This window comes from Bradyrhizobium betae (assembly GCF_004123905.1).
GTDB lineage: Bacteria > Pseudomonadota > Alphaproteobacteria > Rhizobiales > Xanthobacteraceae > Bradyrhizobium > Bradyrhizobium betae_A.
This window is the reverse complement of record NZ_MZXW01000033.1, coordinates 128,808-150,271: the sequence shown is the minus strand read 5'-3', so window position 1 is coordinate 150,271 and position 21,464 is coordinate 128,808. Positions and strand designations below refer to the sequence as shown.

The following is a 21,464-nucleotide window of genomic DNA, read 5'->3' as shown; positions in this document are numbered from 1 at the left end:
GAACTCGTAGAACAACGCAGCCTGTTCGACTTGCCGATGTCCCATCATGATCTTCAGTCCTGCCAATTAGACTGACTGAATCACTGATCCCTCTGCGTCGCAACAGTCGCCTTTTTCAACACAATCGGCCCAACTCCGACCTCTGCTATCGAATTACGGTGAGAGTGCATTAATATCACCGTCGGACAGCGCTGGCTCCGGCCTACGCATGCCGGGCTTGAACCGGAGCGGGTCAATTGAGTGCACTGGGGGCCTATTGATGGATTTCCGACTGGGCCTGTTGGTACCAACAATCTTGCTCTCGGTTCTTTCCGTGAGTCCGGCGTTTGGCGGGGAGACCTCGCCCGGTCCGGTCGAATATCAGTACTCCCAGGCCATAGAACCAACTTTTTCCGATCTTCCCTATGCGACCCAGTCACCGTCACAGAAGCTCGATCTCTATCTGCCTGTGGTGAAAAACGGGCCGGCACCATTGGTGATCTGGATTCACGGCGGCGGTTTCCGTGTCGGTGACAAGAGCTCGATGCCCAGACGCAATTTCGGCCCTGCACCCAAACCAAAAGGGCCAGACGGGCCTTATCAGATCCAAGTCCCAGATGTCGCCGCGCTGACCCGCGAAGGTTATGCGGTCGCCAGCCTCAATTACCGCCTCCTTCGCCGTCCCGGCGATCATTTTGTCGATTTTGCCCGCCCCGCCGTTCAAGACGGCAAGGCCGCCGTGCGTTTTCTTCGCGCCAATGCGGCGCTGTACGGTCTTGATCCCGGAAAGTTCGCAGTCTGGGGCAATTCGGCCGGAGGCTTCATCGCCGCGATGCTGGCGGCGACCGGAGACGATCCGACGATTTTCGACGACCCGGCCCTCGGTGACCCCGGCATTTCCGGCGCGATCCAAGCCGCCGTCATCTGGTACGGTGCGATCGAGGTCGGCGACTTAAGCATTGCTCACTACATTTCTGCAGCAAAACTCATCCCGCCAGTCCTGATCGCCAATGGCGATGCCGACACCAGCGTTCCCGTGGTCGAAGCGATCCGGCTCAACGACCAACTGCTGAAGAAGGGGGCGAAATCCACCCTCACGATTTTGTCGGGTGCCGGTCATGAGGATCCGGCCTTCATGGCCACGCAGATGCTTCCCACGTTCAAATTTCTCGATGCGGCTTTTGGCCGATGACAAAGTAGTGCACGTCGCTTCTGGTGACCCGAAACGGACATGCGCATCTCAACGACCTACCTGATCATGATGTGCGGCCTCACTCCGCTGGCCGGGCCAGCCATTTCCGGAAGAATGCGAGCACGTCAGCGTTAAACTCTGCATGGAATGCGAGGCGGTCGAATCCCACGGCATCCGCGCAGAGTTCGGGCTGAGCCTGGACCAGCGCTGGTGGACACAGGAAGAAGGCGAAATGCCCGGCATTCGAAACTATGCGATAGTCATGTTGTGCCGGAAGGTTTGCGTCCACGGCGGCGACATCGCGAGGCAGCACGCCGTCACCGCCCCGTTCCGACGCCCAGAGTTGGACTGGCGCCTTGAGTTGCGCCAGACTGTCCGCCGAGAAGAAGATGGCCAACGGATCGGCAAGCACCGCGACTTTGATCCGCGGATCGTGCGTGAGGGGTTGTGACGGGTATCCTTTGCTCAGGATTTGTTGGCAGAACGGCCGCTGGCTTTGCTGACAATAGTTCGATGCGACTCCGGCCCAATCCGGATCGGCGCCAAGCAGTATGAGGCCGGTATATCCACCACGCGAGAAGCCGAAGAAGCCAATTCTATCGTGATCGATTCTTGCGGCGAACGACGAGGCACCGATCATGAAGTCGATCAGCCGCTTGATGTCGGCAGGCCGCTCGATGAAGACTGAGAGGTCGCCGGAACGGCTCAGATCCTGCGCGGTATCGCCGGGATGATTGATGGCTGCGACCACGAAACCGTTGTCCGCGAGGGTCTCGGCGGTGTCATGATTGCCGAGAAACGAGCCGCCTCGCCCATGAGAGGCGGCGACCAGCGGAAGGTGGTCTCCCGCGAGTGGGCAGTCCTTTACTCCCGGCAAGATGAAAACGCCGACAGGATTCTTTCCCGGCGTTTCGGCGCAAGGATACCAGATCATGCCGTGAATCGCCGGGCCATCGGCGTCGGCGGGAATATCGATCGATCGTAAGCCTGCAGCTTGCGCAAGCGTTGCTGTGAGGCAGAAGCCGATGACGGAAAGCAATCGGAAAACCTGGCTGGAAGCTTGCATTGACTCCTTCTCCCTGTTACGCGCGGCCATCTAAATGCAAACAGCTTAGGGCACCGGCTTGATCGCACCTGAACCGGACACGTGCGAATTGATCCGCGCCACAGTGCCGTGCAGTTTCACCACGCTGCTGCCGGAGACGGAGATATCGGCGTCCTGACGCGGAGCGAGGTCGACGTCGCCGCTGCCGTGAATCTGCGCGCTGGCTCGGTCCGCGATCAGCCGACCGAGGTCGGCGCGGCTGGAGCCGGCGGACTCGAGCGACACGTTCTTGGCCGAGCCGCTGGCGGTGACGAAGCCGCTCCCGTGCATGGTGACGTGCAGCACGTCCTGCTTGATGTCGGCGAGCTTGAGGGTGGCGCTACCGTGGATGTTCGCGATGGTCGTCTGGGTGACAAGCCGGCCGAGGTCGGCACGTCCGGAGCCTGCGGCATCGAGCGAGGCCTCGCGGACTTCCCCGCTTGCCGTGACGACGCCGCTGCCGTGCAGGGTGATGCGCAACACATCTTGCTTGAGGTCGGCGAGGTTGAGCTCGCCTGAACCATTCAACGTCCATGCGGTGACGGCCGGACCGGCGAGCTGGACGACGAGATCGTCCGCTGGAAAGCAATCGACAAGATTGTCCCATTCCACAGTGTCCCACGCGAGCGCGCCGTCGTGTAGGCGCACATGATCGACCAGATCGGCGTTCCCGCTGACGCTGGCCTGTGGCTTGGGTCCTGGCTGATAATGCACCTTCGCCGGAATCTTGATCTTGATGGCGTCGCTACCGCCCCAATCGAGATCGACGGTGCGGCGCTCGCCCGAGCTAGTCTTTTTCGCCGACGCGCAGGTTCGCAACGGGGCGGCCCAGGATCGAGCATCGCCGTCGATCCAGCCGGTTGCCGAAGTGAGAACCGTGACTATCCCGCAAGCGGCCGCAATGCTCAGCGACACCAGTGCAATCCTCATAAGACGTCTGTTCATGGCGAACCTCCGATACGCGCTAGGTTGGGTCCTGTTCCGGCTTGAGCAGCTGATAGTGCAGCCGGGCGTAGTTCCCGAGCATCTTCACCGCGCCGTTCAGCGCCAACAGCAGCAGCGCGCCGCCGCCGACGCTTCCGGTGATCAGCCCGATGCCGGCCACCGCGCGCGGCAGCATCGCTGCGACTGAGGCGAAGTGGCCGACCTTGACCAGGCTCAGCAGCAATCCGATGCCGACGATGCCGAGCGCGAGGATGACGAGGCCGACCACCAGCATGATCAGCGTCACGGCGCACAGCAGCGGCAGAAGCAACAGGATATCGACCGTGGCCAATCCACCGAGCGCCAGCAGGGCGGCGGCGGAATTGCCCAGGCTGCGGTGATTTTCCCAGTGGCGTAGCCCCGTTTCGGCGCGCAACTCGCGCGCCAGCCGCCGTGGATCGCCGAGTGCCGCAGCCACCTCGGCCTCGCTTCGCCCGGAGGTCAGGGCCTCGTCGAAGTAGGACATGTAGTCGGCGATGATTTCGTCGATCTCCCGCGCCGGGAGCCCGGCTAGTCCGTCATTGAGGATGGTCAAGAAGGCGACGCGGTCCATTCAGCGTTCTCCCAACAACTGGTTGACGGCATGCGTGAACGTGCGCCACTCGCGCTTCTGCGCCGCGAAGGCCGCGCGGCCGGCCGGGGTGAGCCGATAATATTTGCGCGGTGGTCCGCTGTTCGATTCGGCAAGTCGGGTTTCGACCAGCGCGTCGTCCTGCATGCGCCGCATCAGGGGATAGATCGTTCCCTCTCCCATGCCGACGCCGGAGGCGAGCGCGCTGGCAATCTCGTAGGCATAGCTCTCGCCGCGCGCCAACAGCGCCAGCACGCATAATTCGAGCGCGCCTTTCTTGAGCTGGATCTGATTGGTGGACTCGGTCATTGCGGCCGCACGGTTGCTCAATCCGAAGAGAATATCGCAAGGTACCTGTTATTGCAAGGTACATGTAAAGGGTGGTCGCTCAAAGCGCGAGCGCAGTCAGAGCATTGATGTTTCCCCGGCGGGGGAAAGGACGGCCGGCCGTCATCTCAGGATCGGGCCGACAACCCTGCTACGTCCGGAATTGGCCCGTTTCGGAAATGCCGTGAATTACGATCATCGCCATCAGACAGCGTTGGCTTCGGTCCGCGCTTGCCGGGCTTGAAGCGGGTCGAAGGCTATTGAGTGCACTGTCACCGCAATAGCGAATCCAACGAAACCGGACACTGGATCGCCGAGGAGCGACCGGCCGAGACGAGCTGCAGCGACCTTGGAGTTTCTCCGGGAGCCTTGAGTCATTTCCGGGCCGCTTATCATCCCGTCGCGTTCACGAGATGGTCCGATACCGTCGAGATGAACGCGCGAAGACGCTCAAGGCGCCGCAGGTCCCGGTGGTATCCCATCCAAATGTCTCGCGCTGGCGGCGGCGTCGGCAGTTCCAGTCTGCGGATACCCGGGATCTGATTGCCGACCACGCGGGGCAGGACGGCGATGCCGACGCCTTGCCTGCACATGCGCCCCTGGACGTTGCGATTGTTCGATCGAAGGACCGGTCTCGCGTTGGGGAAACTCTCGACGAGCCACGCGATGTCAGGGAAATGTCCCGTGGATGTGTCATGGGTGATCAGGCGGAAACCGGTCCCATCGCCATATTTGGGATCAACCGCTTCCTCGGCGATGTAGACGCCGTATTCGAGTCTGAAGAGCCGCCGCTGAACGACATCGGCAGTATCGAAGGGAACGATACGAAAAGCGACGTCGGCCTCCCGTTGGGCAAGGTTGACTCGGCGCGTGCCGGTCAGGATCTCGACATCGACATTGGGGTAGGCTTTCGAGAAATCCGCCAGGATTGGAGGGAGGACATAGGCCCCAAACCAGTCCGCTGACGTAATACGCAGACTGCCTTTGAGATTCTGCTCCTGCCCCGCAAGCCGGCGCTCCATGGCCAGCGCACCTTCTTCCATTTGCTCGGCCAGCGCGATGATCCCGTGGCCCTCGTCGGTCAGAACAAGACCGTCCGCTGTGCGCTGGAAGAGCGCGTGACCGATCGCCTGCTCAAGTGCGCGAAGGCGCCGGCCAACCGTCGGATGGCTCGTCCGAAGAGAACGCGCGGCGCCGCCAAGCGTGCTGGATCGCGCAACAGCAAGAAAGATTCTGACGTCACTCCACTCCATCTCAACACCCACACAAAACTGAACGCCGATAGTACAGTTATGTCAGTTAAAGAACAAATCTAAGCACCTAGGTTCCTGTCATCGCCCAGCAGCCTGCGTCCGATTCGACGCACAGCTCTGACCCGAACAACAGGAGATAGAACATGCAGATCGGCTTCATCGGTCTCGGCAGTATGGGCTCGGCAATGGCCCTGAACCTGGTGAAGGCAGGCCATGATGTTCGGGCCTGGAACCGTAGCAAGGTCGCCCAGGATAGCGTCCCCGGGGTGACGCTTGTCGAACTCGCGGCGGATGCTTTCCAGGCTGACGCAGTCTTCACGATGCTGTCCGACGACATTGCCATTCGGGAGGTGATCCTCGATGCCGGCCTGCTCGCAAGCGCGCAACCAGGGCTGACCCATGTCGTCACATCGACGATCTCGGTCGCATTCGCGCGGGAACTGGAGTTCCTGCATAAAGAGGCGGGCCTTGGCTATGTGTCCGCGCCGGTCCTCGGTCGCCCGAACGTAGCGGCGCGTGGCCAGCTCAACATCCTGGCGGCCGGGAAGGCCGATGCGATTGCCGCGATCGAGCCGCTGCTCGCCCCGCTCAGCAAAAAGGTCTGGAAGTTGGGGGAGAACCCCGCTCGGGCGAATGCGGCAAAGCTCGCTTGCAACATGATGATCGCCATGGCCATCGAGGCCATGGCTGAGGGTGTCGTGCTGACCGAGAGCGTCGGCCTCGACCGTGCGGATTTCTTTGAACTCATCCTGGGGACCCTGTTCTCGGGCCGCGCCTATGAGAGCTACAGCGCGCAGATCACGGAACGATCATTCGAGCCGGGTTTCAAAGCCAAGCTCGCTCTCAAGGACATGCGCCTGGCGACTGAGGCCAGCAACGAGATCGGACGCACGCTCCCGATGCTTGAAGCTGTCCGCGAGGGGCTCAGCAAAGCTGTGTCGGCGGGCCTCGGGGAGAAGGACTGGTCGATCATGGCCGATATGACGGTGCGCGGCGGCGAAAGCGTGGCTTCGTCTGAAAACAACTCGGAGAAGAAGTCATGAGAACTTGGCCGCGCACGCGATCGCCGAGCGAAAGCTGGCTGCCTTCCGCAGCGATATCGACGCCTGCCGCGACATCACGATCGCCACCGATTTCGACCAGCCCTGAGCGCTGCCCACGAGCTCTGTTTGAACGTCAACATCTGACTGGAAGGCGATCATGATCGCAACTTTGAAGGGGTTTACCCAGCAACTGGTGCCGGTGAATGGCATCAAGATCAACGCCGTCACGGGAGGCTCAGGCCCGCCGATCCTTCTGCTTCACGGCTGGCCGGAAACATGGTGGGAATGGCACAAGGTGATGCCGCCGCTGGCCAAGCATTTCAGCGTGGTGGCCATGGATCTGCGCGGCGCGGGCTTTTCCGACTGCCCGCTCGACGGCTATGACAAGGCGACGATGGCCCGCGACGCGCATGAAGTTATGGTTGCCCTTGGGCATGAACGCTACGCCGTGTGCGGACATGACATCGGCGGAATGGTCGCCTTGCCGCAGGCCGCCATCTATCGGGAAGCTGTTACCCACCTGATCGTCCTCGATGTACCGCTTCCCGGCTGGACCGGATGGGAGGCGACGACCGCAAGGCTTTGGCACTTCGGCTTCCATATGAACCGGGACCTGCCCGAGCGCCTGATTCATGGCCGTGAATATGACTATGTTTCGACCTTCATGGCAGAGCGGTTCTACGATCACAGCACCTTCAATCCGGCGGACATCGAGATCTACGCCAGGGCGATGGCGCTTCCCGGCCGCACGCGTGGCGGCATGGAATGGTACCGCACCCTCGCCGCGGACGATGCGACTGCGCTCGAGTACAAGAAGCAGCCGCTCGAGATACCGGTGCTTGGCCTGGGTGGGGACCAGCGGTTCGGTGCGCAGATGGTGCCGATGCTCAAGGAGTTCGCCACCAATGTGACGGGCGGCTCGATCGCGCGGTGCAGCCACTATGTCGCGGACGAGCAGCCGGATGAAGTCGCAGCCGCCCTGATCGAGTTCCTCAAGGCCAATTGAAACTCGGCGCCCGCGCCTCGTGGGCCGGGCAGATCGCGAGGCTGCGGGCGAATTGCGCCTGCAGCGATCGCGATGGATCGAATAAATAACAATGGAGACCGTCATGACCGCACCCGTCATTCGCGGCGTCAATCATATCGGCATCACCGTGCCCGACATCGAAGCAGCAAAATCGTTCCTGGTGGAAGCTTTCGGCGGCCAGGTGATCTATCAGTCCTTCGGACCGCAGGATCCGCCGCGGCAGGGACCCGAATTCGAGCGGGCCGTCGGCGCTTTTCCCGGAACGATCGTGCGTGCGCAGGCGATGGTCAAGATCGGAACCGGACCCGATATCGAGCTCTTCGAAATGCACGGTCCCGAGCAAGCCAAGCCGATCCGGGCGAGCGACTTCGGCATCACGCACTTCGCTCTCTACACCGACGACATCGACGCATCGGTGGAGCGCTTCGAGAAGGCGGGAGGCACACCCCTCACCGCGCCGCGCGCTATTCCCTATGCAACCGAGAAAGGTCCTGGAAACAAGGTCTGCTACTGCCGCATGCCGTGGGGCACGACGATGGAATTCATCACCACGCCGGACCGCATGGCCTATCACGACCAGACGGATCTGCGCAGGTGGCAGGACGAGGACTGAGCCGGGCGCGAAAAGGGACCCGACTGCTTACGCTCTGGTCTTCACGCTCTCGGCAATCTAGCGCCCGGCCGCACCACCCGCGTCAGCATCGGAAAATGCTTGTTACCGCCCGCAAACGGCGGAAACTTCACAAAGTCCGCGCGCATGTGCTTGATCACGTCGGAGCCGAGCGCGTGCGCGAGGGCTTGCGGGCTGTCGAACACCAGCTTGTTGCGCTGCATGTGCTCGACGCGGTTCGACGGCAGCCGGTCGACCCAGTCGATGCGGGTGTAGATCTCGATCTGGCGGACATTTGGAAAGGTTCGCATGATCGAGGGATGATGCTCCAGGTAATGCAGATTCCAGGCGTTCATGTCCTCGGCAGGCCCGGGATAATGGACGAGGTAACTGCACGGCGTTGTCGTTCCTGCCGGATAATCTGCGACATCGACGGGAAATGCGCGTGTCAGCATGACCTGGTGCGTGACGTCCAGTCCGGTGAGGTCGGATAGTCCGGCACCGGTCGCGAGGCCGGCAAGGACACTGCCGCGGTCCATCACCGCCTCGCAAGCGAACAGGTCGGCAAACCGCAGCTGAAGCGCAAACACGGGGCCGGAACCATCGGCCTTGTAGGGATGGTCGACCGACTGTTCGAGCGGCGTGAACAGCAGGCCCTCGGTCATGTCTTGGATCGATCCGACCAACTCTGCGACGGCGCCAACCTCGTCAGGAAGAACTCGCCGTTCGCCGGTGGGATCAGAGAATGTCATGAAGAGCGAGATCATGCTGGCGTTGCCTCGGTGCCCTCGCCCACGCTCACATGCGCCACGAGAGCCGCGCGAACGTCATCGGGCCACGGAATGGCATGGTGATCGACCAGCGAGGTCGCGGCGAGGATCTGGCGCGCGCGCCAACGGATGCCATCGGCGCCTGATATGACATGGCCCAGATGGAGCGACGAGCCGCCGACCTTGCTGATGCCCAAGCCAAAGCTTAGGACATCGCCGAATTTCGATGGCCGCGAAAAATCGCATGTGAGGTGCACCGTGGGCGTCCCGATTTTTCGGACCGTGATCAATTCCGGCCATGGAAAGCCGATGCCTGCCCAGAAATCCTCGACGACGCCGTTGAGAATGTTCAGGTACGACGGGAAGTACGCGATCCCGGAAGGGTCGCAATCACCGAACCGCAGCTCGCGATCGAACGAGAACGACGCCATCAGATGGCGACAACCGGATGCCGGATGACACCGACGCCGTCAACGCCGGCTTCCAAGACGTCGCCCGGCCACAGCCATTCCTGCGGGCTCCTCCCCGCGCCAACGCCTTCGGGCGTCCCGGTCGCGATGATGTCGCCGGGCTCGAGCGTCATGCCCGACGAGATGTCCGCAATCAGGACCGGGATGTCGAAGATCATGTATTTGGTGTTGGAGTCCTGCTTCATGATCCCGTTCTTGGTCAGCCACAGCCTGAGATCATGCGGATCGGGAATCTCGTCAGCGGTCACGATGCAGGGGCCGAACGGCGCGTAGGTGTCCATGCCCTTGGAAAAAATCCACTGGCCGGCGCGGCGATTGTCACGCGCGGAAATGTCGATCATCACCGAATAGCCGAAGACGTGGTCCATGGCCTTCTCGGTCGTGATACGCGTCGCGGTCTTGCCGATGATGACGGCGAGCTCGACCTCCCAGTCGAGTTGCTGCGTCATTTTTGCGTTGTGGTGAATTGCAGCGCCGGGGCCGATCACCGACGTCGGCGGCTTCGAGAACACCACCGGCTGCTTCGGCAGCTCCTTGCTGGTATCCAGGCTCTTGGCGGATTCCGCGACATGCTCACGGTAGTTCAGACCGATGCCAAAAATGTTCTTGCGCGGGCGCGGGATCGGCGCTTGCAGCTTCACATCCTCGACCGGAACGGCGGAGCCACTCGGCAAGCGTCCACTGCCGCTCTCCAGATAGTCTCGCAGCGCCGGCAGCAAGGTCACGCTATTGTCGATGAACGACAGCATGTCGCTCGGCCAGGCAAGGCCGCGCGAGGCGCCGAGGCGCTCGACGTCCACGACCAAGCCATCAACGAGGGCCCCGAGGCGGGCACCACTGGAGCCCAAGGAGTAAGTGACAAGGCGCATGAAGTTATATCCAGCTCTTCGGTTGAGTTCTGCAAGAGGACGTCAGGCGGCCACCGGCTGGTGGCCGGCATTGTCGCCATAGGCCTCCTCCCGGTAGAAGCCGAGACCCTCGATGACGGGCAGATCGTTGAAGCAGAACAGGCAGGCGTCCTCGTGCGACGACGCATTGCCGTGCTCGTGCCAGGCCCAGGACGGCACGCAGAAGATGTCGCGCTCCTCCCAATCCAGACGCTTGCCGGCGATGATCGAATAGCCGCTGCCCTTGGCGACCTGATAGAGGAAGCTGCCGGTGTGGCGGTGCGACTTTGTCTTTTCGCCCGGCCGCAGCAGCTGCATGCTGGCGCCGATCGTCTGCATCACATGCCCGCCCGTGACCGGATTGACATAGTTCATGAGAATGCCGTCATAGGGCGAGCCGTCGGTCGCGGCGGCATATTTCTGCAAGGATTCGTAGGTCGGCTCCCACTCATATTTGAACATGGGCGAATAGCCCTTCGACCATGTCGAACCGGCCGGCCGAAGTCCGGGATTGCCCCAGGTCTTGGTCGTGCCGTCCACGGGATAGCCGGAGGCCTCCTGCTGGATCTTCGGATGCACGGCGAAGAAATTGGCTTCGAGCGCATTGACCAGCGGGATGTCGAGCCCGTCCTGCCAGATGCAGACCGAGCCGTTCGCATCGACGCCGTGCTCGTGCCAGGTGCCGTTCGGCGTCAGCACGAAATCGCGCGCGCCGAGCGTCATCTTGTGGCCGTCGACGATGGTGTATGCGCCCGCGCCTTCCATGATGAAGCGCAGCGCGGAGGCCGAGTGCGCGTGCGCGCTGGCGACCTCGCCGGGATGCATCACCTGGAGTCCCGAATAGAGCCAGCCGACCGCGGCCGACACCTCGCGGCGGCCGGGATTGTTCAGGTAGATCACCCGCCGTCCCGCCTTTTCCGGCGACACCAGCTCGACCGAGCGCAGCACGTGCTCACGCAGATCCTCGTAGCGCCAGAGCACGGGAACGGACGCCGATTGCGGCGCCCATGGCTCGATCTTGTTGGCGACCGTCCAGAGCGCGCCGGCTTCGTATTTTTCGAGGTCCTTGTAATAGGCCTTGAGCTCGGGGGTGTCCTCGACATTGGCCCGGCCGATGATGTTCTCGCGCATGCTATCCTCCAAGTCCTGTCTCGTCGTTTGAGCTAGAGCACGATGACCAGGCCCGGCCATGACGGCCGTGGAAGTATCAGCACCATGCTTCAAGTCAGCGTATCCCAAACCATTATTCCGATCTGAGCGGAATCGGCGTGAAGCCCTGCTCTGCGACATCGTCCTCACCCTCCGCAAAGCCGAGCGGCGCCTGCGGCCGGCGGTTGACCCGCAGATCGAAAATATCGAAGCGGTTGTAGTGCCCGACGATGTCATGCATCTGCTTCGGCTGGATGCAGCGCTCGAGGTCGATGTCGGCGTAGACGATGCCTTCGTCGTCGATCAGCGCGTCGCCAACCACGCGGCCATCGGGGCCGATGATGCCGGAGAACGCACTCGACTTGCGCTGCAAGCGCGCGCGTGCATCGGGAACGATCGTCTCCATCGTCGCGATGATCTCCTCCGAGACCGTCGAGCAGGAGACGACCGTAAAAATCTTGCCTTCGAAGGAATGGGCGATCGCACGCAACTTGATCGCCTCCGCCATGTCGTAGTCGGGAGGCGCGACGGGAAGCGAGATGTAGCTGGCGACATGCACGAGCTCACCCTGGCCGAGCAGCGCAAAGCGCGCGAGCGTGTTGGTGTTCTCACCGCACGCCAGCGCGCCGAGAGGTCCGATCGCGGTATCATAGACGCGCAGGCTCGATCCGTCCCCGCCGGTCCAGGTCAGCTTCTCTGCCCAGGTCGGCACCAGCTTGCGATGCTTGCCGAGCAGCGCGCCATCCGGCCCGATGAACACCAGCGTGTTGTAGATCGCGCCGAGCGACACCGGGCTGCGCTCGTTGACGCCGAGCACGACGTAGCAGCCCGCATCGCGTGCCGCTTTCCTGACGACATCGATTTCCGGACCCGGCACCAGCACTGACGCTTTCGCAAGCTTCTCGAACCACGCGCTGCCCGTAACGGGATCGGTGATCCAGTTCCAATAGGGATAGCCGGGAACGAACACTTCCGGGAACGCGACGAGCTTCGCGCCGTTGGCGGCTGCCTCACGGACCAGTGAAGCCGCTTTGTCGGCGGTCGCGCCCGGGTTGAGATAGACGGGTGAGGCCTGGACGGCGGCGGCTCTAAAGCGAGGCAGCTTCAGCATGGGCCCTACCCTGTCGCCGGCTCATGGTCCGCTTTCAGAGCAGAGCTCCACGGGCGTGATAGCATGGCGCGGCGTTGACTTACTTTACATGTAAACGTATGCTATCGCATATTTCTGGAGGGTGCAATGGCTGAACGTTCCTTTGCTCGTGAGGTCGAGGATCTCCGGCTCGGCGACGGCGACATTTTCCGCGGCGAAGGCATCCTCGCCATCACCAAAGCGCTGCTGCAATCGGGTGTCGCCTATGTCGGGGGATATCAGGGCTCGCCGATCTCGCATCTGATGGACGTGCTGGCGGATGCCAAGGACGTGCTCGACGATCTCGGCGTCGTGTTCCAGAGCTCCGCCAACGAAGCGGCGGCCGCCGCCATGCTGTCGGCCTCGGTGATGTATCCGCTGCGCGGCGCGGTGGCCTGGAAGTCCACCGTCGGCACCAACGTCGCTTCCGATGCGTTGGCCAACCTCGCCTCGGGCGGCGTCACCGGCGGCACCATGATCATCGTCGGCGAGGACTATGGCGAGGGCTCCTCGATCATGCAGGAGCGGACCCACGCCTTTGCGATGAAGTCACAGATCTGGCTGCTCGACCCGCGCCCCGACCATGAATGCATCGTCAATCTGATCGAGAAGGGTTTTGAGCTCTCGGAAGTCTCGAACACGCCGGTGATGCTGGAGGTCCGCGTGCGCGCCTGCCACATGCACGGCAGCTTCGCCTGCAAGGACAACGTCAAGCCGGCGCACACCATCAAGGACGCGCTCAACAACCCCAAGCGCGACGTCAACCGCATCGTGCTGCCGCCAGCGGCCTATGAGCACGAGCAGGAGAAAATCCGGACGCGGCTGCCCGCGGCCGTCAGCTTCGTCCGCGACAACAGGCTGAACGAATGGATGGGGCCGAAGCAGGGCAAGGTCGGCATCATCATGCAGGGTGGCATGTACAACAACGTGATCCGCGCGCTGCAATATCTCGGGCTGTCGGACGCCTATGGCAACACACAAGTGCCGCTCTACGTCATGAACGTCACCTACCCCGTGATCGACACGGAGGTCGCGGAGTTCTGCCTCGACAAGGAGGCTGTGCTGATCGTCGAAGAGGGCCAGCCGGAATATCTGGAGCAGGCGATCAACACCGTGCTGCGCCGCAGGGATATCCAGGCACGCGTGCATGGCAAGGACGTGCTGCCGATGGGCGGCGACTACACCGCGCAGGTGCTGCTCGGCGGCGTCAGGGATTTTCTGGAAAAGACCGAGCCGCGGCTGCTCGGTAACCGGCCGCCGGCGCCCGATGCGGCGCCCGTGCTCAATCATCCCGCGGTCGAAAAACTCAAGCAGGTGGTGCCGGCGCGTCCGCCCGGTCTCTGCACCGGCTGCCCGGAGCGGCCGATCTTCGCGGCGATGAAGCTGGTCGAGGAAGAGCTCGGCCAGCACCACGTCTCGGCCGATATCGGCTGCCATCTGTTCTCGATCCTGCCGCCGTTCAACATCGGCGCGACCACCATGGGCTTTGGCCTCGGGCCGGCCTCGACCTCGGCCTTCAACGTCAAGGCCGACAAGCGCTCGATCGCCGTGATGGGCGACGGCGGCTTCTGGCACAACGGCCTGACCAGCGGCATAGGCAATGCCGTCTTCAACAAGCATGACGGCGTCTTCGTCATCGTCGACAATTACTACACGTCGGCGACCGGCGGTCAGGACATCCTGTCGTCGCGTGCGGCCAACAAGCGGCGCAAGACCAACAACTCGATCACGCAGGCGGTGAAGGGCATCGGCGGCCAATGGGTCCGCCAGCTCGACCGCACCTATGATGTCGGCAAGATGCGCGACACGCTGAAGGAAGCGCTCACGACCAAGGAGGAAGGTCCCAAGGTCATCGTCGCCTCCTCCGAATGCATGCTGAACAAGCAGCGCCGCGTCAAGCCGCAGATCAACAAGGCGATCAAGGACGGCGCGCGCATCGTGAAGGAGCGCTTCGGTGTCGATGAGGACGTCTGCACCGGCGACCATGCCTGCATCCGCCTGTCCGGCTGCCCGTCGCTCTCCGTCAAACAGCTCGACGATCCCCTGCGCGACGATCCGGTCGCGGCGATCGACAATTCCTGCGTCGGATGCGGCAATTGCGGCGAGGTCGCTGAAGCTGCCGTGCTCTGCCCCTCGTTCTACCGCGCCGACGTCATCCACAATCCGAGCCGATGGGACAAGTTCAGATCGAAAATCGTGATGTCCGTGATCTCCTGGCTGCAACGGCGGCGCGACCGCCGGCGTCCCGCGCTCGAGGCGCTGGCATGAGAGACGAGACGGTACGGCTAGCCTTGCCCGCCGCGGGTGAAGCGACCGAACGGCCGATCTCGATCGCGATCGTCGCGATGGGCGGCCAGGGCGGCGGCGTCCTCACCGACTGGATCGTGCAGCTCGCCGAAAACCACGGCTGGGCCGCGCAATCGACGTCGGTGCCCGGTGTTGCCCAGCGCACCGGCGCCACGATCTACTACATCGAGGCGATGCCACTGCTCGATGGCCGCAAGCCGATCCTGTCGCTGATGCCGACGCCCGGCGACGTCGACGTGGTGATGGCGGCGGAATTCATGGAGGCCGGCCGCTCGATCCTGCGCGGCCTCGTGACGCCGGAGCGCACGACGCTGATCGCCTCCAATCACCGCTCATTTGCGATCGGCGAGAAAGTCGCGCCGGGCAACGGCATTGCCGACGACGGCGCCGTGACCGGCGCGATCGGCATTGCCGCCAAGACCGAGATCATCTTCGACCTGAATGCGCTGGCGATCGCGCATGGCAGCGTCATCTCGGCGGCAATGTTCGGTGCGCTCGCCGCGGCTGATGTGCTGCCCTTCAGCCGCGAAAACTATCTCGACGTGATCCGCGCCGGCGGCAAGGGTGCAAAGGCCAGCATCGAGACCTTTGATGCCGCCTTTGATCGCGTCAAGACCGGGCCTGCGGAGGTTGCGGCACCGGCCGAGCGGGCGCAGATCAGCACAAAGCCCGCGCCGCTCGATCCTGAACTCGGTGGGCTTGTCGCGCGGCTGACGCAGGAATTGCCGGAGCCGGCGCAGGCGATGGCGCGGGCCGGCCTGAGGAAGGTGGTCGACTTCCAGGACGTCGCCTACGGCAGCGAATATCTCGACATCCTCGGCAAACTGTCCACTGCCGACCGGAATGCCGGCGGCGCCGACAAGAGCTACGCCTTCACGCAGGCCGCGGCAAAACATCTCGCCAATGCGATGAGCTATGACGACGTCATCCGCGTCGCCGACCTCAAGACCCGCGCCAGTCGTCGCACGCGGATCGAGAGCGAGCTGGAGCTGTCGCAAGACCAGGTGCTTCACACCACCGAATTCATGCATCCGCGCATGGAAGAGGTCATGGGCATGCTGCCGGCAGGTTTTGGCCGCTGGCTTGGCGCGAAGCCGCGCCTGCTCGGCTGGCTCGACCGCCGCGTCAACAAGGGGCGCCGGGTGCGAACCTATTCGCTGCCGTGGTTCATGGCGCTCTATGTGGTGGGGGGCTTGCGCGGCCTGCGCCGCCGCTCGCTGCGTCATGCGGTCGAGACTGATCATCGGGACCAATGGCTGAGGGCCGCGACCGCGGCGGTCGGCACCAACTACCAGCTCGGCGTCGAAATCCTGCAATGCCGCCGGCTGGTGAAGGGATATTCCGATACCCACAGCCGCGGGCTGTCGAAATTCGACAAGACGCTGGCTGCGATCAAGCTGGTGGAGCGGCGCGACGATGCCGCCGACTGGGCCCGGCGGTTGCGGGAGGCGGCGCTGAAGGACGGCCCGGGCAAGGAGCTCGACGGCGTGATCCAGACCATCAAGAGTTTTGCGTGATGCCGGCAGCACTCAAAGAGAACATTGGTCCCGCCTATGGGCAGATCGAAACCCGGCTCTGGCTTCAGCTGCTGTCGCTGCACGGCGAGATCTTTGCGTCGCTGAACGCGATGCTGGGCGCGGAGTTCGGGCTGTCGCTGGCGAAGTTCGACGTGCTGGCCCAGCTCGATCGTTACCCGGACGGCCTCGCGCTCGGGCAGCTGTCGCAAAATCTAAAAGTCTCCGGCGGCAACGTCTCGGGGCTGGTGCAGCGCCTGCTGGCCGATGACCTCATCAGCAAGGAAATGTCGAGCGAGGACCGGCGCTCGTTCATCGTGCGCCTGACGCCCAAGGGTGAGCAGCTGTTCCGCAAGGCGGCCGAAATCCACAAAAAACATCTCAGCAAACGGCTGGAGAACATTCCGGCCCGGGAGCTGGACGCCGCATTATCGGTGCTGCGCTCCCTCTCCTCGAAAATTCGCCCCTGAAGCAAAAAGTAAAGACGCAAAAGATAATGGCCAAAGATTCCAAGAGCAGGTGGAAATCGGGTCCGCCCCGGACCAGGGAGCAGCTGCAAAGCTACATCCCGTATCTGTTCAACCGGCTCGCCAATCGCTGGAACCTGGACCAGAACCGCGATCTCACCGAGCATGGCATCAACAATGTCGTGTTTCGAACGCTGTCGGTGCTGTTCATCTACAAGAGCCTGACCGTCAATGAGATCTCCGTTCTCGCGGTCACCGAGCAATCGACCGCGAGCCGCATGGTCGAGTCCATGGTGTCGTCGGGCCTCGTGATGCGCGAGATCGCGGAGGAAGACCAGCGGCGCCGGGTGGTGGCGCTGACGCCGGACGGCGAAGCGCTGCTGCGCAAGATCTGGCCGATCATGGCGACCAATTACGACCGGCTGATCGCGGGCATTGACCCCGACGAGATCGAAATCTGTGGCCGCGTGCTGGCGAAGATGGTCGAGAATATCCGCCAGAACCAGATCTAGCTCGGACCCAGCCCGACCAGGCTGGTGCCGCCGCAGACATAGAGCACCTGGCCGGTGACGAAATCGGAGCGCTCGTCGAGGAAGAACTCGATCGCGTGGGCGACATCCTCGCGCGAGCCGAGCCGGCCGACGGGCACGTTGCGCGCCATCCGCTCCTGCTGCTCCGAGCCCTTCGGGATGATGCCCCAGAAATTCTCGGTCAGGATCGGCCCGGGTGCGACGACGTTCACCGTGATGCCATCGGCGGCAAGTTCCAGCGCCCAGGTCCGCGCCATGCCGTGCACGCCGGCCTTGGTCGCGGAATAGGCCGAGCGCGTCGGCGCGCCCATCGCGGCTCGCGAGGAGACGAAAACGACGCGGCCGAAGCGGCGCGCACGCATCCCCGCCATCGCCGCCTGGGTCAACAGCATCGGCGCGCCCAGATGCAGTTGCGCCAGCGTCAGGATGTCTTCGGGTTTTGCATCCTGGAGCAGGTTCGGCAGGATGATGCCGGCATTGTGCACGAGGCAGTCGATCACGTGATCCCTGCATATCTCTTGCGCGATGGCGCGCGTCTGCTCGATGTCGGTCAGATCGGCGCAATAGGCGGCTAGCAGATCATGAGTCCAGGCGGGCTTCTCGAGCCCGACCGAGACGACGCGCTGGCCTTTCTCGACGAGCCTCTTGGCGAGCGCTTCACCGATTCCGGAATTGCCGCCGGTGACGAGTGTGGTGCGGATCGCGTTCATGATCGATACCCTCAGACCTGCCGCCGCTTGAGATCGCGCAGGTCGATGAACGCGCCCTCGCCCATCAGCTTCGCCACAAAATCCTTCAACCCGCCGCGCTGGATCTTTTCGGTCGCGGTCAGCGGCAGGCTGTCGACGAAGCAGATCCAGCCGGGCGCCTTGTAATAGGCCATCTGCTCCAGGCTCCAACGGACGATGTCCTCGGCCAGCGCACGGTCGACACCGGCCTGCTCGGCGATAATGACGGCAGCGACCTCATCGCCGCGCACCTGGTCGGGCGTCGCCGCAACCGCCGCCTGGCGGATCGCGGGATGGCGGTTGAGAACGGACTCGACCTCGACCGCGGCGATGTTCTCGCCGGATCGGCGGATCACGTTCTTCTTGCGGTCGACGAAATGCAGATCACCGTCCGCATCACGCGAAACGATGTCGCCGGTGTGCAGCCAGCCGCCGTCCCAGGCCTCAGCGGTGGCTTGCGGATTTTTCAAATATTCCCGGAAGAAGCCGTAGCGCGGATCTGCACCGGCCCGCCGCACCAGCAGCTCGCCCGGCATGTCCACCGGCGCGTCATTGCTGCTCTCGTCGACGATGCGGATGTCGACCTCGCCCGCGGGACGGCCGAAGCAGCTGGTACCGATCTTGCGCGGCTCGACATTGGCGGCGATCACGCCGCCGCTGCCGGTCTCCGTCATCGCCCAGGCTTCGATCAGGGGAAAGCCGAACCGCTGTTCGAACGGCGCGTGCAGCAGCTTGTCCACGCCGGCGCCGAAGCCGAACCGCACATTGTGGGCCTTGTCCTGATCGGTTTCAGGCGCACTCATCAGCATCGATGGCATCACACCGAGATAGTGCAGGCATGTGGCGCGGCTGTCGCGCACGGACTGCCACCAGCTGCGCGGATGGAAGCGATCGAGCATGGTCAGGCAGCCGCCGACCGACAGCATCGCCATCAGCGACACCGCCATCGCGTTCATGTGGAACAACGGCAGCGGCGTGATCATGCGCTCGCCCTCGGCCTTCAGCCCACACAGGCCGCCGACGTCGCGATACCAGTTTCCGGAATGCAGGAAATAAGTGTTGGTGAGCACGCAGCCCTTCGGCTGCCCCGTCGTCCCTGATGTGTAGAGCAGCGCGCATTCGGTCGTGCCGTCGCCTGCGGCCGCAGCCAGCGCGCCGCCGAACGGCGGAGGAACCTCATCCGTGTCGGTCATGACTGCAATGGCGCGGCCGGCCTGACGCGCTGCCGTCTCGACCTCGGCGCGCCGCTCCGCAACCACGAAGGCCGCATTCATCTCGGAATGGGAGATGATGTATTCGAGCTCGCTCGTTCGCAAATCGGGATTGATCGGCACGACGGAGACGCCGAGCGCGTTCAGCGCGAACCACAGCTCGATGAATACCGGCCGGTTCCGGAGCAGAAGACCGACCCGGTGGCCTTCGCCATAGCCCCGACTCGCAAACGCCGACCGCCAATGCTCGACCCGTTCGAGCATGGCGCGATAGGAGATTTCGCCCGCAGGGATGCCGTAGATCCCGGCGGTTTCCGGCAGGACATTGAGGAAGCCCGCCTCACTGTTCCGGAGGGCGGTTTCGCGAAAGCGTGCGTAGACGGTGGTCGCAGCGGTCAAGGCATTCTCACATGAAAAGCTGGATGTTGCCGAACGGAGCGTCGAAATTGACGAGATCGACGCGCTTGAGCTTGATCTTCAGGCCGTCATCGACCTGAACGAGATCGTGCGAGGCCCATCCGGAAAAACGCTCCAGCATGTCGCCGCGCGTCTCGCTATAAATGTAGGAGGTCCGCGCCTTGAACGATCCGGCCTCCGGATCGCACGCGACGATCTGCGGCGCCTGGAGCAGATGGTGACAGCGGCTTTTCGGCTTCTGGCTGAAAGTCCGCTCGCCGGCGAGGCGCTCGACCCGCACCTTCAACAGCAGCAAATCCTCGTACATCAGCGACGGCTGGAGCACCGGGTCCTGCTGTTGCCATTCTAGCGGCATCCAGTAACGCCCTTCGGGATGAAACAGGTCAAGCCAGGCCTGCCATTGCATCGTATCGAGCAGATCGGCCTCGCGATAGATGAAGTCCGTGATGTTCTTCTCGGTGATCATTCCGCGGCCTCGACGCGCTTGTCCATGTCGATGGTCATGAATTTGGCCCAGGCATGAAACTGGTTCCGCATCTGCCGCTCGGACGTGCCGTTGATGACGGCGGTGACGTCCGCCTGCTCACCGGCCTCATAGAGGCGCTGCAGATTGACCCATTGATTGCCGTTCGACTTCAGCCCCTCCTGGGCGCGTTCATACATTTCGAGATCGTCGTGCCCGACGATCGAGGTCGGCGCGTTGATGAAGCGGTTGTACATCAACGCGCGTTCATAGAGCTTGTCGGGCGCGCCGACCAGGCGATAGACCCAGCTCTCGACCAGCGTCTTGTCGACCGCGATCGGAATGAAGTTACGCAGGATCGCGACGGCGCCCTTCACCATGATGTTGGGAAAATACACCGTGTTGTGCCTGACATCGCCGAGGATCTCGTGCGCGCGCGCCTCGCCATAGGCCGCGACCATCTGGCCGAGATAGCCTTCGATGTCCGAATAATTCGAATGGATTGAGTTGGCGACGCCGGTGTGGCCGTGGCCGTTCGGCCAGATCCTGATGCCGCTCTGCTCGTAGAATTCGTACGGGCTCATGAAGGGACCGTAGAGCTGCACCGCCATCGGCGTTTCCGTGGAATCCCCCTGCTCGCGCTTCCAGACCTTGACCGCGGTGCCGGCCGAGCTTTCATGCGCCACCATCGGATGGCAGGTGTCGGTCTGGTTCTCGACCAGCATCTTCCAATTGCAGGTGTGCATGTAGCGGATCGGCGCTGCCACGACCGCGAGCTTCCCCTCCGGCGAGCGGTCGACCATGTTGTCGATGGTCGAGAGGCTCTCACCGAAATAGTCCGCGAAGGAGACGCCGTTGTCGTTCAGCTGCGCGAAGATGAAATCGCGGTAGACGACGACGTTCCTGATCCGCGACAGCCCTTCGTTGGCGCGCGCATCGCCGAACCCCGTCCCCTCGTAGCCCTTCTTCAGGGGAATCGCGAGCAGCAAGCCGTCGGTCTTGAACGACCAGGCGTGATAGGGACAGCGGAAGAACTTTCCGGTGTTGCCGCAGGGTTCCGACGCGATCTTCACGCCCTTGTGCGGGCAGCGGTTGTAGAAGACGTGGATGGCGCCGTCGGTGTGGCGGCTCGCCAGCACCGGCTGCCGGCCGATATTGGCAGTGATGAAATCGCCGGGCTTCGCCAACTGGCTCGCATGCCCGACATAGATCCAGCTGTTGGGGAACAGATGCTCCATCTCGAGCTCGAAAATCTCGGGGTCGACATAGACGTCGCGATGCACCTCGGTGTCGCGCACCAGCGCCTCGACCGCAAAGGCATTATTCCGGTACCTGTCCATGACGCCCCTTGC

General features: G+C 63.0%; 22 protein-coding genes and 1 pseudogene. 9 read left to right on the top strand and 14 right to left on the bottom strand.

What is annotated here, in order from left to right; genetic code table 11:
• The first annotated feature begins 259 nt into the window (after positions 1-259).
• Entirely contained in the window at positions 260-1,171 is a 912-nt protein-coding gene (locus tag B5V03_RS25085) for an alpha/beta hydrolase (protein WP_164988260.1), read from the top strand.
• A gap of 79 nt (positions 1,172-1,250) precedes the next feature.
• Here the strand turns inward: B5V03_RS25085 and B5V03_RS25080 are convergent, their stop codons facing one another.
• The 5 genes from B5V03_RS25080 to B5V03_RS25060 all read right to left on the bottom strand — a co-directional run bounded on the left by B5V03_RS25080 (position 1,251) and on the right by B5V03_RS25060 (position 5,390).
• Positions 1,251-2,237, bottom strand: a complete 987-nt coding sequence (locus B5V03_RS25080; RefSeq protein WP_129273053.1) for an alpha/beta hydrolase family protein — start codon at positions 2,235-2,237, stop codon at positions 1,251-1,253.
• A gap of 45 nt (positions 2,238-2,282) precedes the next feature.
• Positions 2,283-3,200 (bottom strand): GIN domain-containing protein, encoded by a 918-nt coding sequence (locus tag B5V03_RS25075; RefSeq protein ID WP_129273052.1) that lies wholly within the window; start codon positions 3,198-3,200, stop codon positions 2,283-2,285.
• 19 nt (positions 3,201-3,219) lie between these two features.
• Positions 3,220-3,792: a DUF1700 domain-containing protein gene (locus B5V03_RS25070; RefSeq protein WP_129273051.1), complete on the bottom strand. Its 573-nt coding sequence runs from the start codon at positions 3,790-3,792 to the stop codon at positions 3,220-3,222.
• Positions 3,793-4,119, bottom strand: coding sequence for a PadR family transcriptional regulator (locus tag B5V03_RS25065; RefSeq protein ID WP_129273050.1), 327 nt, complete (start codon positions 4,117-4,119; stop codon positions 3,793-3,795).
• A gap of 410 nt (positions 4,120-4,529) precedes the next feature.
• Positions 4,530-5,390, bottom strand: coding sequence for a LysR family transcriptional regulator (locus B5V03_RS25060; protein WP_129273049.1), 861 nt, complete (start codon positions 5,388-5,390; stop codon positions 4,530-4,532).
• Between the two features lie 143 nt (positions 5,391-5,533).
• Between B5V03_RS25060 and B5V03_RS25055 the strand changes: the two genes are divergently transcribed.
• From B5V03_RS25055 to B5V03_RS25040, 4 genes and pseudogenes are all read left to right on the top strand, one after another.
• Positions 5,534-6,433: an NAD(P)-dependent oxidoreductase gene (locus B5V03_RS25055; RefSeq protein ID WP_129273048.1), complete on the top strand. Its 900-nt coding sequence runs from the start codon at positions 5,534-5,536 to the stop codon at positions 6,431-6,433.
• A gap of 10 nt (positions 6,434-6,443) precedes the next feature.
• Positions 6,444-6,539: pseudogene (locus B5V03_RS25050) on the top strand (short-chain dehydrogenase/reductase); the annotation flags it as partial.
• 51 nt (positions 6,540-6,590) lie between these two features.
• Positions 6,591-7,439, top strand: coding sequence for an alpha/beta fold hydrolase (locus B5V03_RS25045; RefSeq protein ID WP_129273047.1), 849 nt, complete (start codon positions 6,591-6,593; stop codon positions 7,437-7,439).
• A gap of 103 nt (positions 7,440-7,542) precedes the next feature.
• Entirely contained in the window at positions 7,543-8,073 is a 531-nt protein-coding gene (locus B5V03_RS25040; protein WP_129273046.1) for a VOC family protein, read from the top strand.
• Positions 8,074-8,114: 41 nt separating this feature from the next.
• Here the strand turns inward: B5V03_RS25040 and B5V03_RS25035 are convergent, their stop codons facing one another.
• From B5V03_RS25035 to B5V03_RS25015, 5 genes are all read right to left on the bottom strand, one after another.
• Positions 8,115-8,735 carry a hypothetical protein gene (locus B5V03_RS25035; protein WP_245502336.1) on the bottom strand — a complete coding sequence of 207 codons (621 nt, stop codon included), beginning with the start codon at positions 8,733-8,735 and terminating at the stop codon, positions 8,115-8,117.
• Between the two features lie 98 nt (positions 8,736-8,833).
• Positions 8,834-9,271 (bottom strand): acyl-CoA thioesterase, encoded by a 438-nt coding sequence (locus B5V03_RS25030; RefSeq protein WP_129273044.1) that lies wholly within the window; start codon positions 9,269-9,271, stop codon positions 8,834-8,836.
• Positions 9,271-10,179 carry a fumarylacetoacetate hydrolase family protein gene (locus B5V03_RS25025; protein ID WP_129273043.1) on the bottom strand — a complete coding sequence of 303 codons (909 nt, stop codon included), beginning with the start codon at positions 10,177-10,179 and terminating at the stop codon, positions 9,271-9,273. Before B5V03_RS25025 ends, B5V03_RS25030 begins: the two co-directional genes overlap by 1 nt.
• Positions 10,180-10,221: 42 nt before the next feature.
• Positions 10,222-11,328, bottom strand: a complete 1,107-nt coding sequence (locus tag B5V03_RS25020) for a cupin domain-containing protein (protein WP_129273042.1) — start codon at positions 11,326-11,328, stop codon at positions 10,222-10,224.
• Positions 11,329-11,440: 112 nt separating this feature from the next.
• The gene (locus B5V03_RS25015; protein WP_129273041.1) at positions 11,441-12,457 is read right to left on the bottom strand and encodes a carbon-nitrogen hydrolase family protein; all 1,017 of its coding nucleotides are present in this window, start codon (positions 12,455-12,457) and stop codon (positions 11,441-11,443) included.
• A 126-nt stretch (positions 12,458-12,583) separates the two neighbouring features.
• Between B5V03_RS25015 and B5V03_RS25010 the strand changes: the two genes are divergently transcribed.
• Genes B5V03_RS25010 through B5V03_RS24995 form a run of 4 tightly spaced genes read left to right on the top strand, consistent with a single transcriptional unit; the run spans position 12,584 to position 17,275 of the window.
• Positions 12,584-14,743, top strand: a complete 2,160-nt coding sequence (locus B5V03_RS25010) for an indolepyruvate ferredoxin oxidoreductase subunit alpha (RefSeq protein WP_129273040.1) — start codon at positions 12,584-12,586, stop codon at positions 14,741-14,743.
• A complete protein-coding gene (locus B5V03_RS25005) occupies positions 14,740-16,299 on the top strand; it encodes an indolepyruvate oxidoreductase subunit beta family protein (protein WP_129273039.1) in 1,560 nt (519 codons plus the stop codon). The genes B5V03_RS25010 and B5V03_RS25005 overlap by 4 nt, the downstream gene beginning before the upstream one ends.
• Complete coding sequence (locus tag B5V03_RS25000) at positions 16,299-16,766, top strand: MarR family winged helix-turn-helix transcriptional regulator (protein WP_129273038.1); 468 nt, start codon at positions 16,299-16,301, stop codon at positions 16,764-16,766. Before B5V03_RS25005 ends, B5V03_RS25000 begins: the two co-directional genes overlap by 1 nt.
• A 26-nt stretch (positions 16,767-16,792) precedes the next feature.
• Positions 16,793-17,275, top strand: coding sequence for a MarR family winged helix-turn-helix transcriptional regulator (locus B5V03_RS24995; RefSeq protein WP_129273037.1), 483 nt, complete (start codon positions 16,793-16,795; stop codon positions 17,273-17,275).
• Here the strand turns inward: B5V03_RS24995 and B5V03_RS24990 are convergent.
• The 4 genes from B5V03_RS24990 to B5V03_RS24975 are packed head-to-tail and all read right to left on the bottom strand — an operon-like array spanning position 17,272 to position 21,452.
• Positions 17,272-18,003 carry an SDR family NAD(P)-dependent oxidoreductase gene (locus tag B5V03_RS24990; protein WP_129273036.1) on the bottom strand — a complete coding sequence of 244 codons (732 nt, stop codon included), beginning with the start codon at positions 18,001-18,003 and terminating at the stop codon, positions 17,272-17,274. The two genes, B5V03_RS24995 and B5V03_RS24990, sit on opposite strands and share 4 nt — an antisense overlap.
• Positions 18,004-18,014: 11 nt before the next feature.
• Positions 18,015-19,631, bottom strand: a complete 1,617-nt coding sequence (locus tag B5V03_RS24985; RefSeq protein ID WP_129273035.1) for an ATP-dependent acyl-CoA ligase — start codon at positions 19,629-19,631, stop codon at positions 18,015-18,017.
• A 7-nt stretch (positions 19,632-19,638) separates the two neighbouring features.
• Positions 19,639-20,115, bottom strand: a complete 477-nt coding sequence (locus tag B5V03_RS24980; protein ID WP_129273034.1) for an aromatic-ring-hydroxylating dioxygenase subunit beta — start codon at positions 20,113-20,115, stop codon at positions 19,639-19,641.
• Positions 20,112-21,452: an aromatic ring-hydroxylating dioxygenase subunit alpha gene (locus B5V03_RS24975; RefSeq protein ID WP_129273033.1), complete on the bottom strand. Its 1,341-nt coding sequence runs from the start codon at positions 21,450-21,452 to the stop codon at positions 20,112-20,114. The genes B5V03_RS24980 and B5V03_RS24975 overlap by 4 nt, the downstream gene beginning before the upstream one ends.
• Positions 21,453-21,464 lie beyond the last annotated feature (12 nt).

What these genes read in the sequence shown, in the direction of transcription:
- B5V03_RS25085 (WP_164988260.1), top strand. Translation starts at nt 260, where the DNA reads ATGGATTTCCGACTGGGCCTGTTGGTACCAACAATCTTGCTCTCGGTT.
- B5V03_RS25080 (WP_129273053.1), bottom strand. Translation starts at nt 2,237, where the DNA reads ATGCAAGCTTCCAGCCAGGTTTTCCGATTGCTTTCCGTCATCGGCTTC.
- B5V03_RS25075 (WP_129273052.1), bottom strand. Translation starts at nt 3,200, where the DNA reads ATGAACAGACGTCTTATGAGGATTGCACTGGTGTCGCTGAGCATTGCG.
- B5V03_RS25070 (WP_129273051.1), bottom strand. Translation starts at nt 3,792, where the DNA reads ATGGACCGCGTCGCCTTCTTGACCATCCTCAATGACGGACTAGCCGGG.
- B5V03_RS25065 (WP_129273050.1), bottom strand. Translation starts at nt 4,119, where the DNA reads ATGACCGAGTCCACCAATCAGATCCAGCTCAAGAAAGGCGCGCTCGAA.
- B5V03_RS25060 (WP_129273049.1), bottom strand. Translation starts at nt 5,390, where the DNA reads ATGGAGTGGAGTGACGTCAGAATCTTTCTTGCTGTTGCGCGATCCAGC.
- B5V03_RS25055 (WP_129273048.1), top strand. Translation starts at nt 5,534, where the DNA reads ATGCAGATCGGCTTCATCGGTCTCGGCAGTATGGGCTCGGCAATGGCC.
- B5V03_RS25045 (WP_129273047.1), top strand. Translation starts at nt 6,591, where the DNA reads ATGATCGCAACTTTGAAGGGGTTTACCCAGCAACTGGTGCCGGTGAAT.
- B5V03_RS25040 (WP_129273046.1), top strand. Translation starts at nt 7,543, where the DNA reads ATGACCGCACCCGTCATTCGCGGCGTCAATCATATCGGCATCACCGTG.
- B5V03_RS25035 (WP_245502336.1), bottom strand. Translation starts at nt 8,735, where the DNA reads ATGACCGAGGGCCTGCTGTTCACGCCGCTCGAACAGTCGGTCGACCAT.
- B5V03_RS25030 (WP_129273044.1), bottom strand. Translation starts at nt 9,271, where the DNA reads ATGGCGTCGTTCTCGTTCGATCGCGAGCTGCGGTTCGGTGATTGCGAC.
- B5V03_RS25025 (WP_129273043.1), bottom strand. Translation starts at nt 10,179, where the DNA reads ATGCGCCTTGTCACTTACTCCTTGGGCTCCAGTGGTGCCCGCCTCGGG.
- B5V03_RS25020 (WP_129273042.1), bottom strand. Translation starts at nt 11,328, where the DNA reads ATGCGCGAGAACATCATCGGCCGGGCCAATGTCGAGGACACCCCCGAG.
- B5V03_RS25015 (WP_129273041.1), bottom strand. Translation starts at nt 12,457, where the DNA reads ATGCTGAAGCTGCCTCGCTTTAGAGCCGCCGCCGTCCAGGCCTCACCC.
- B5V03_RS25010 (WP_129273040.1), top strand. Translation starts at nt 12,584, where the DNA reads ATGGCTGAACGTTCCTTTGCTCGTGAGGTCGAGGATCTCCGGCTCGGC.
- B5V03_RS25005 (WP_129273039.1), top strand. Translation starts at nt 14,740, where the DNA reads ATGAGAGACGAGACGGTACGGCTAGCCTTGCCCGCCGCGGGTGAAGCG.
- B5V03_RS25000 (WP_129273038.1), top strand. Translation starts at nt 16,299, where the DNA reads ATGCCGGCAGCACTCAAAGAGAACATTGGTCCCGCCTATGGGCAGATC.
- B5V03_RS24995 (WP_129273037.1), top strand. Translation starts at nt 16,793, where the DNA reads ATGGCCAAAGATTCCAAGAGCAGGTGGAAATCGGGTCCGCCCCGGACC.
- B5V03_RS24990 (WP_129273036.1), bottom strand. Translation starts at nt 18,003, where the DNA reads ATGAACGCGATCCGCACCACACTCGTCACCGGCGGCAATTCCGGAATC.
- B5V03_RS24980 (WP_129273034.1), bottom strand. Translation starts at nt 20,115, where the DNA reads ATGATCACCGAGAAGAACATCACGGACTTCATCTATCGCGAGGCCGAT.
- B5V03_RS24975 (WP_129273033.1), bottom strand. Translation starts at nt 21,452, where the DNA reads ATGGACAGGTACCGGAATAATGCCTTTGCGGTCGAGGCGCTGGTGCGC.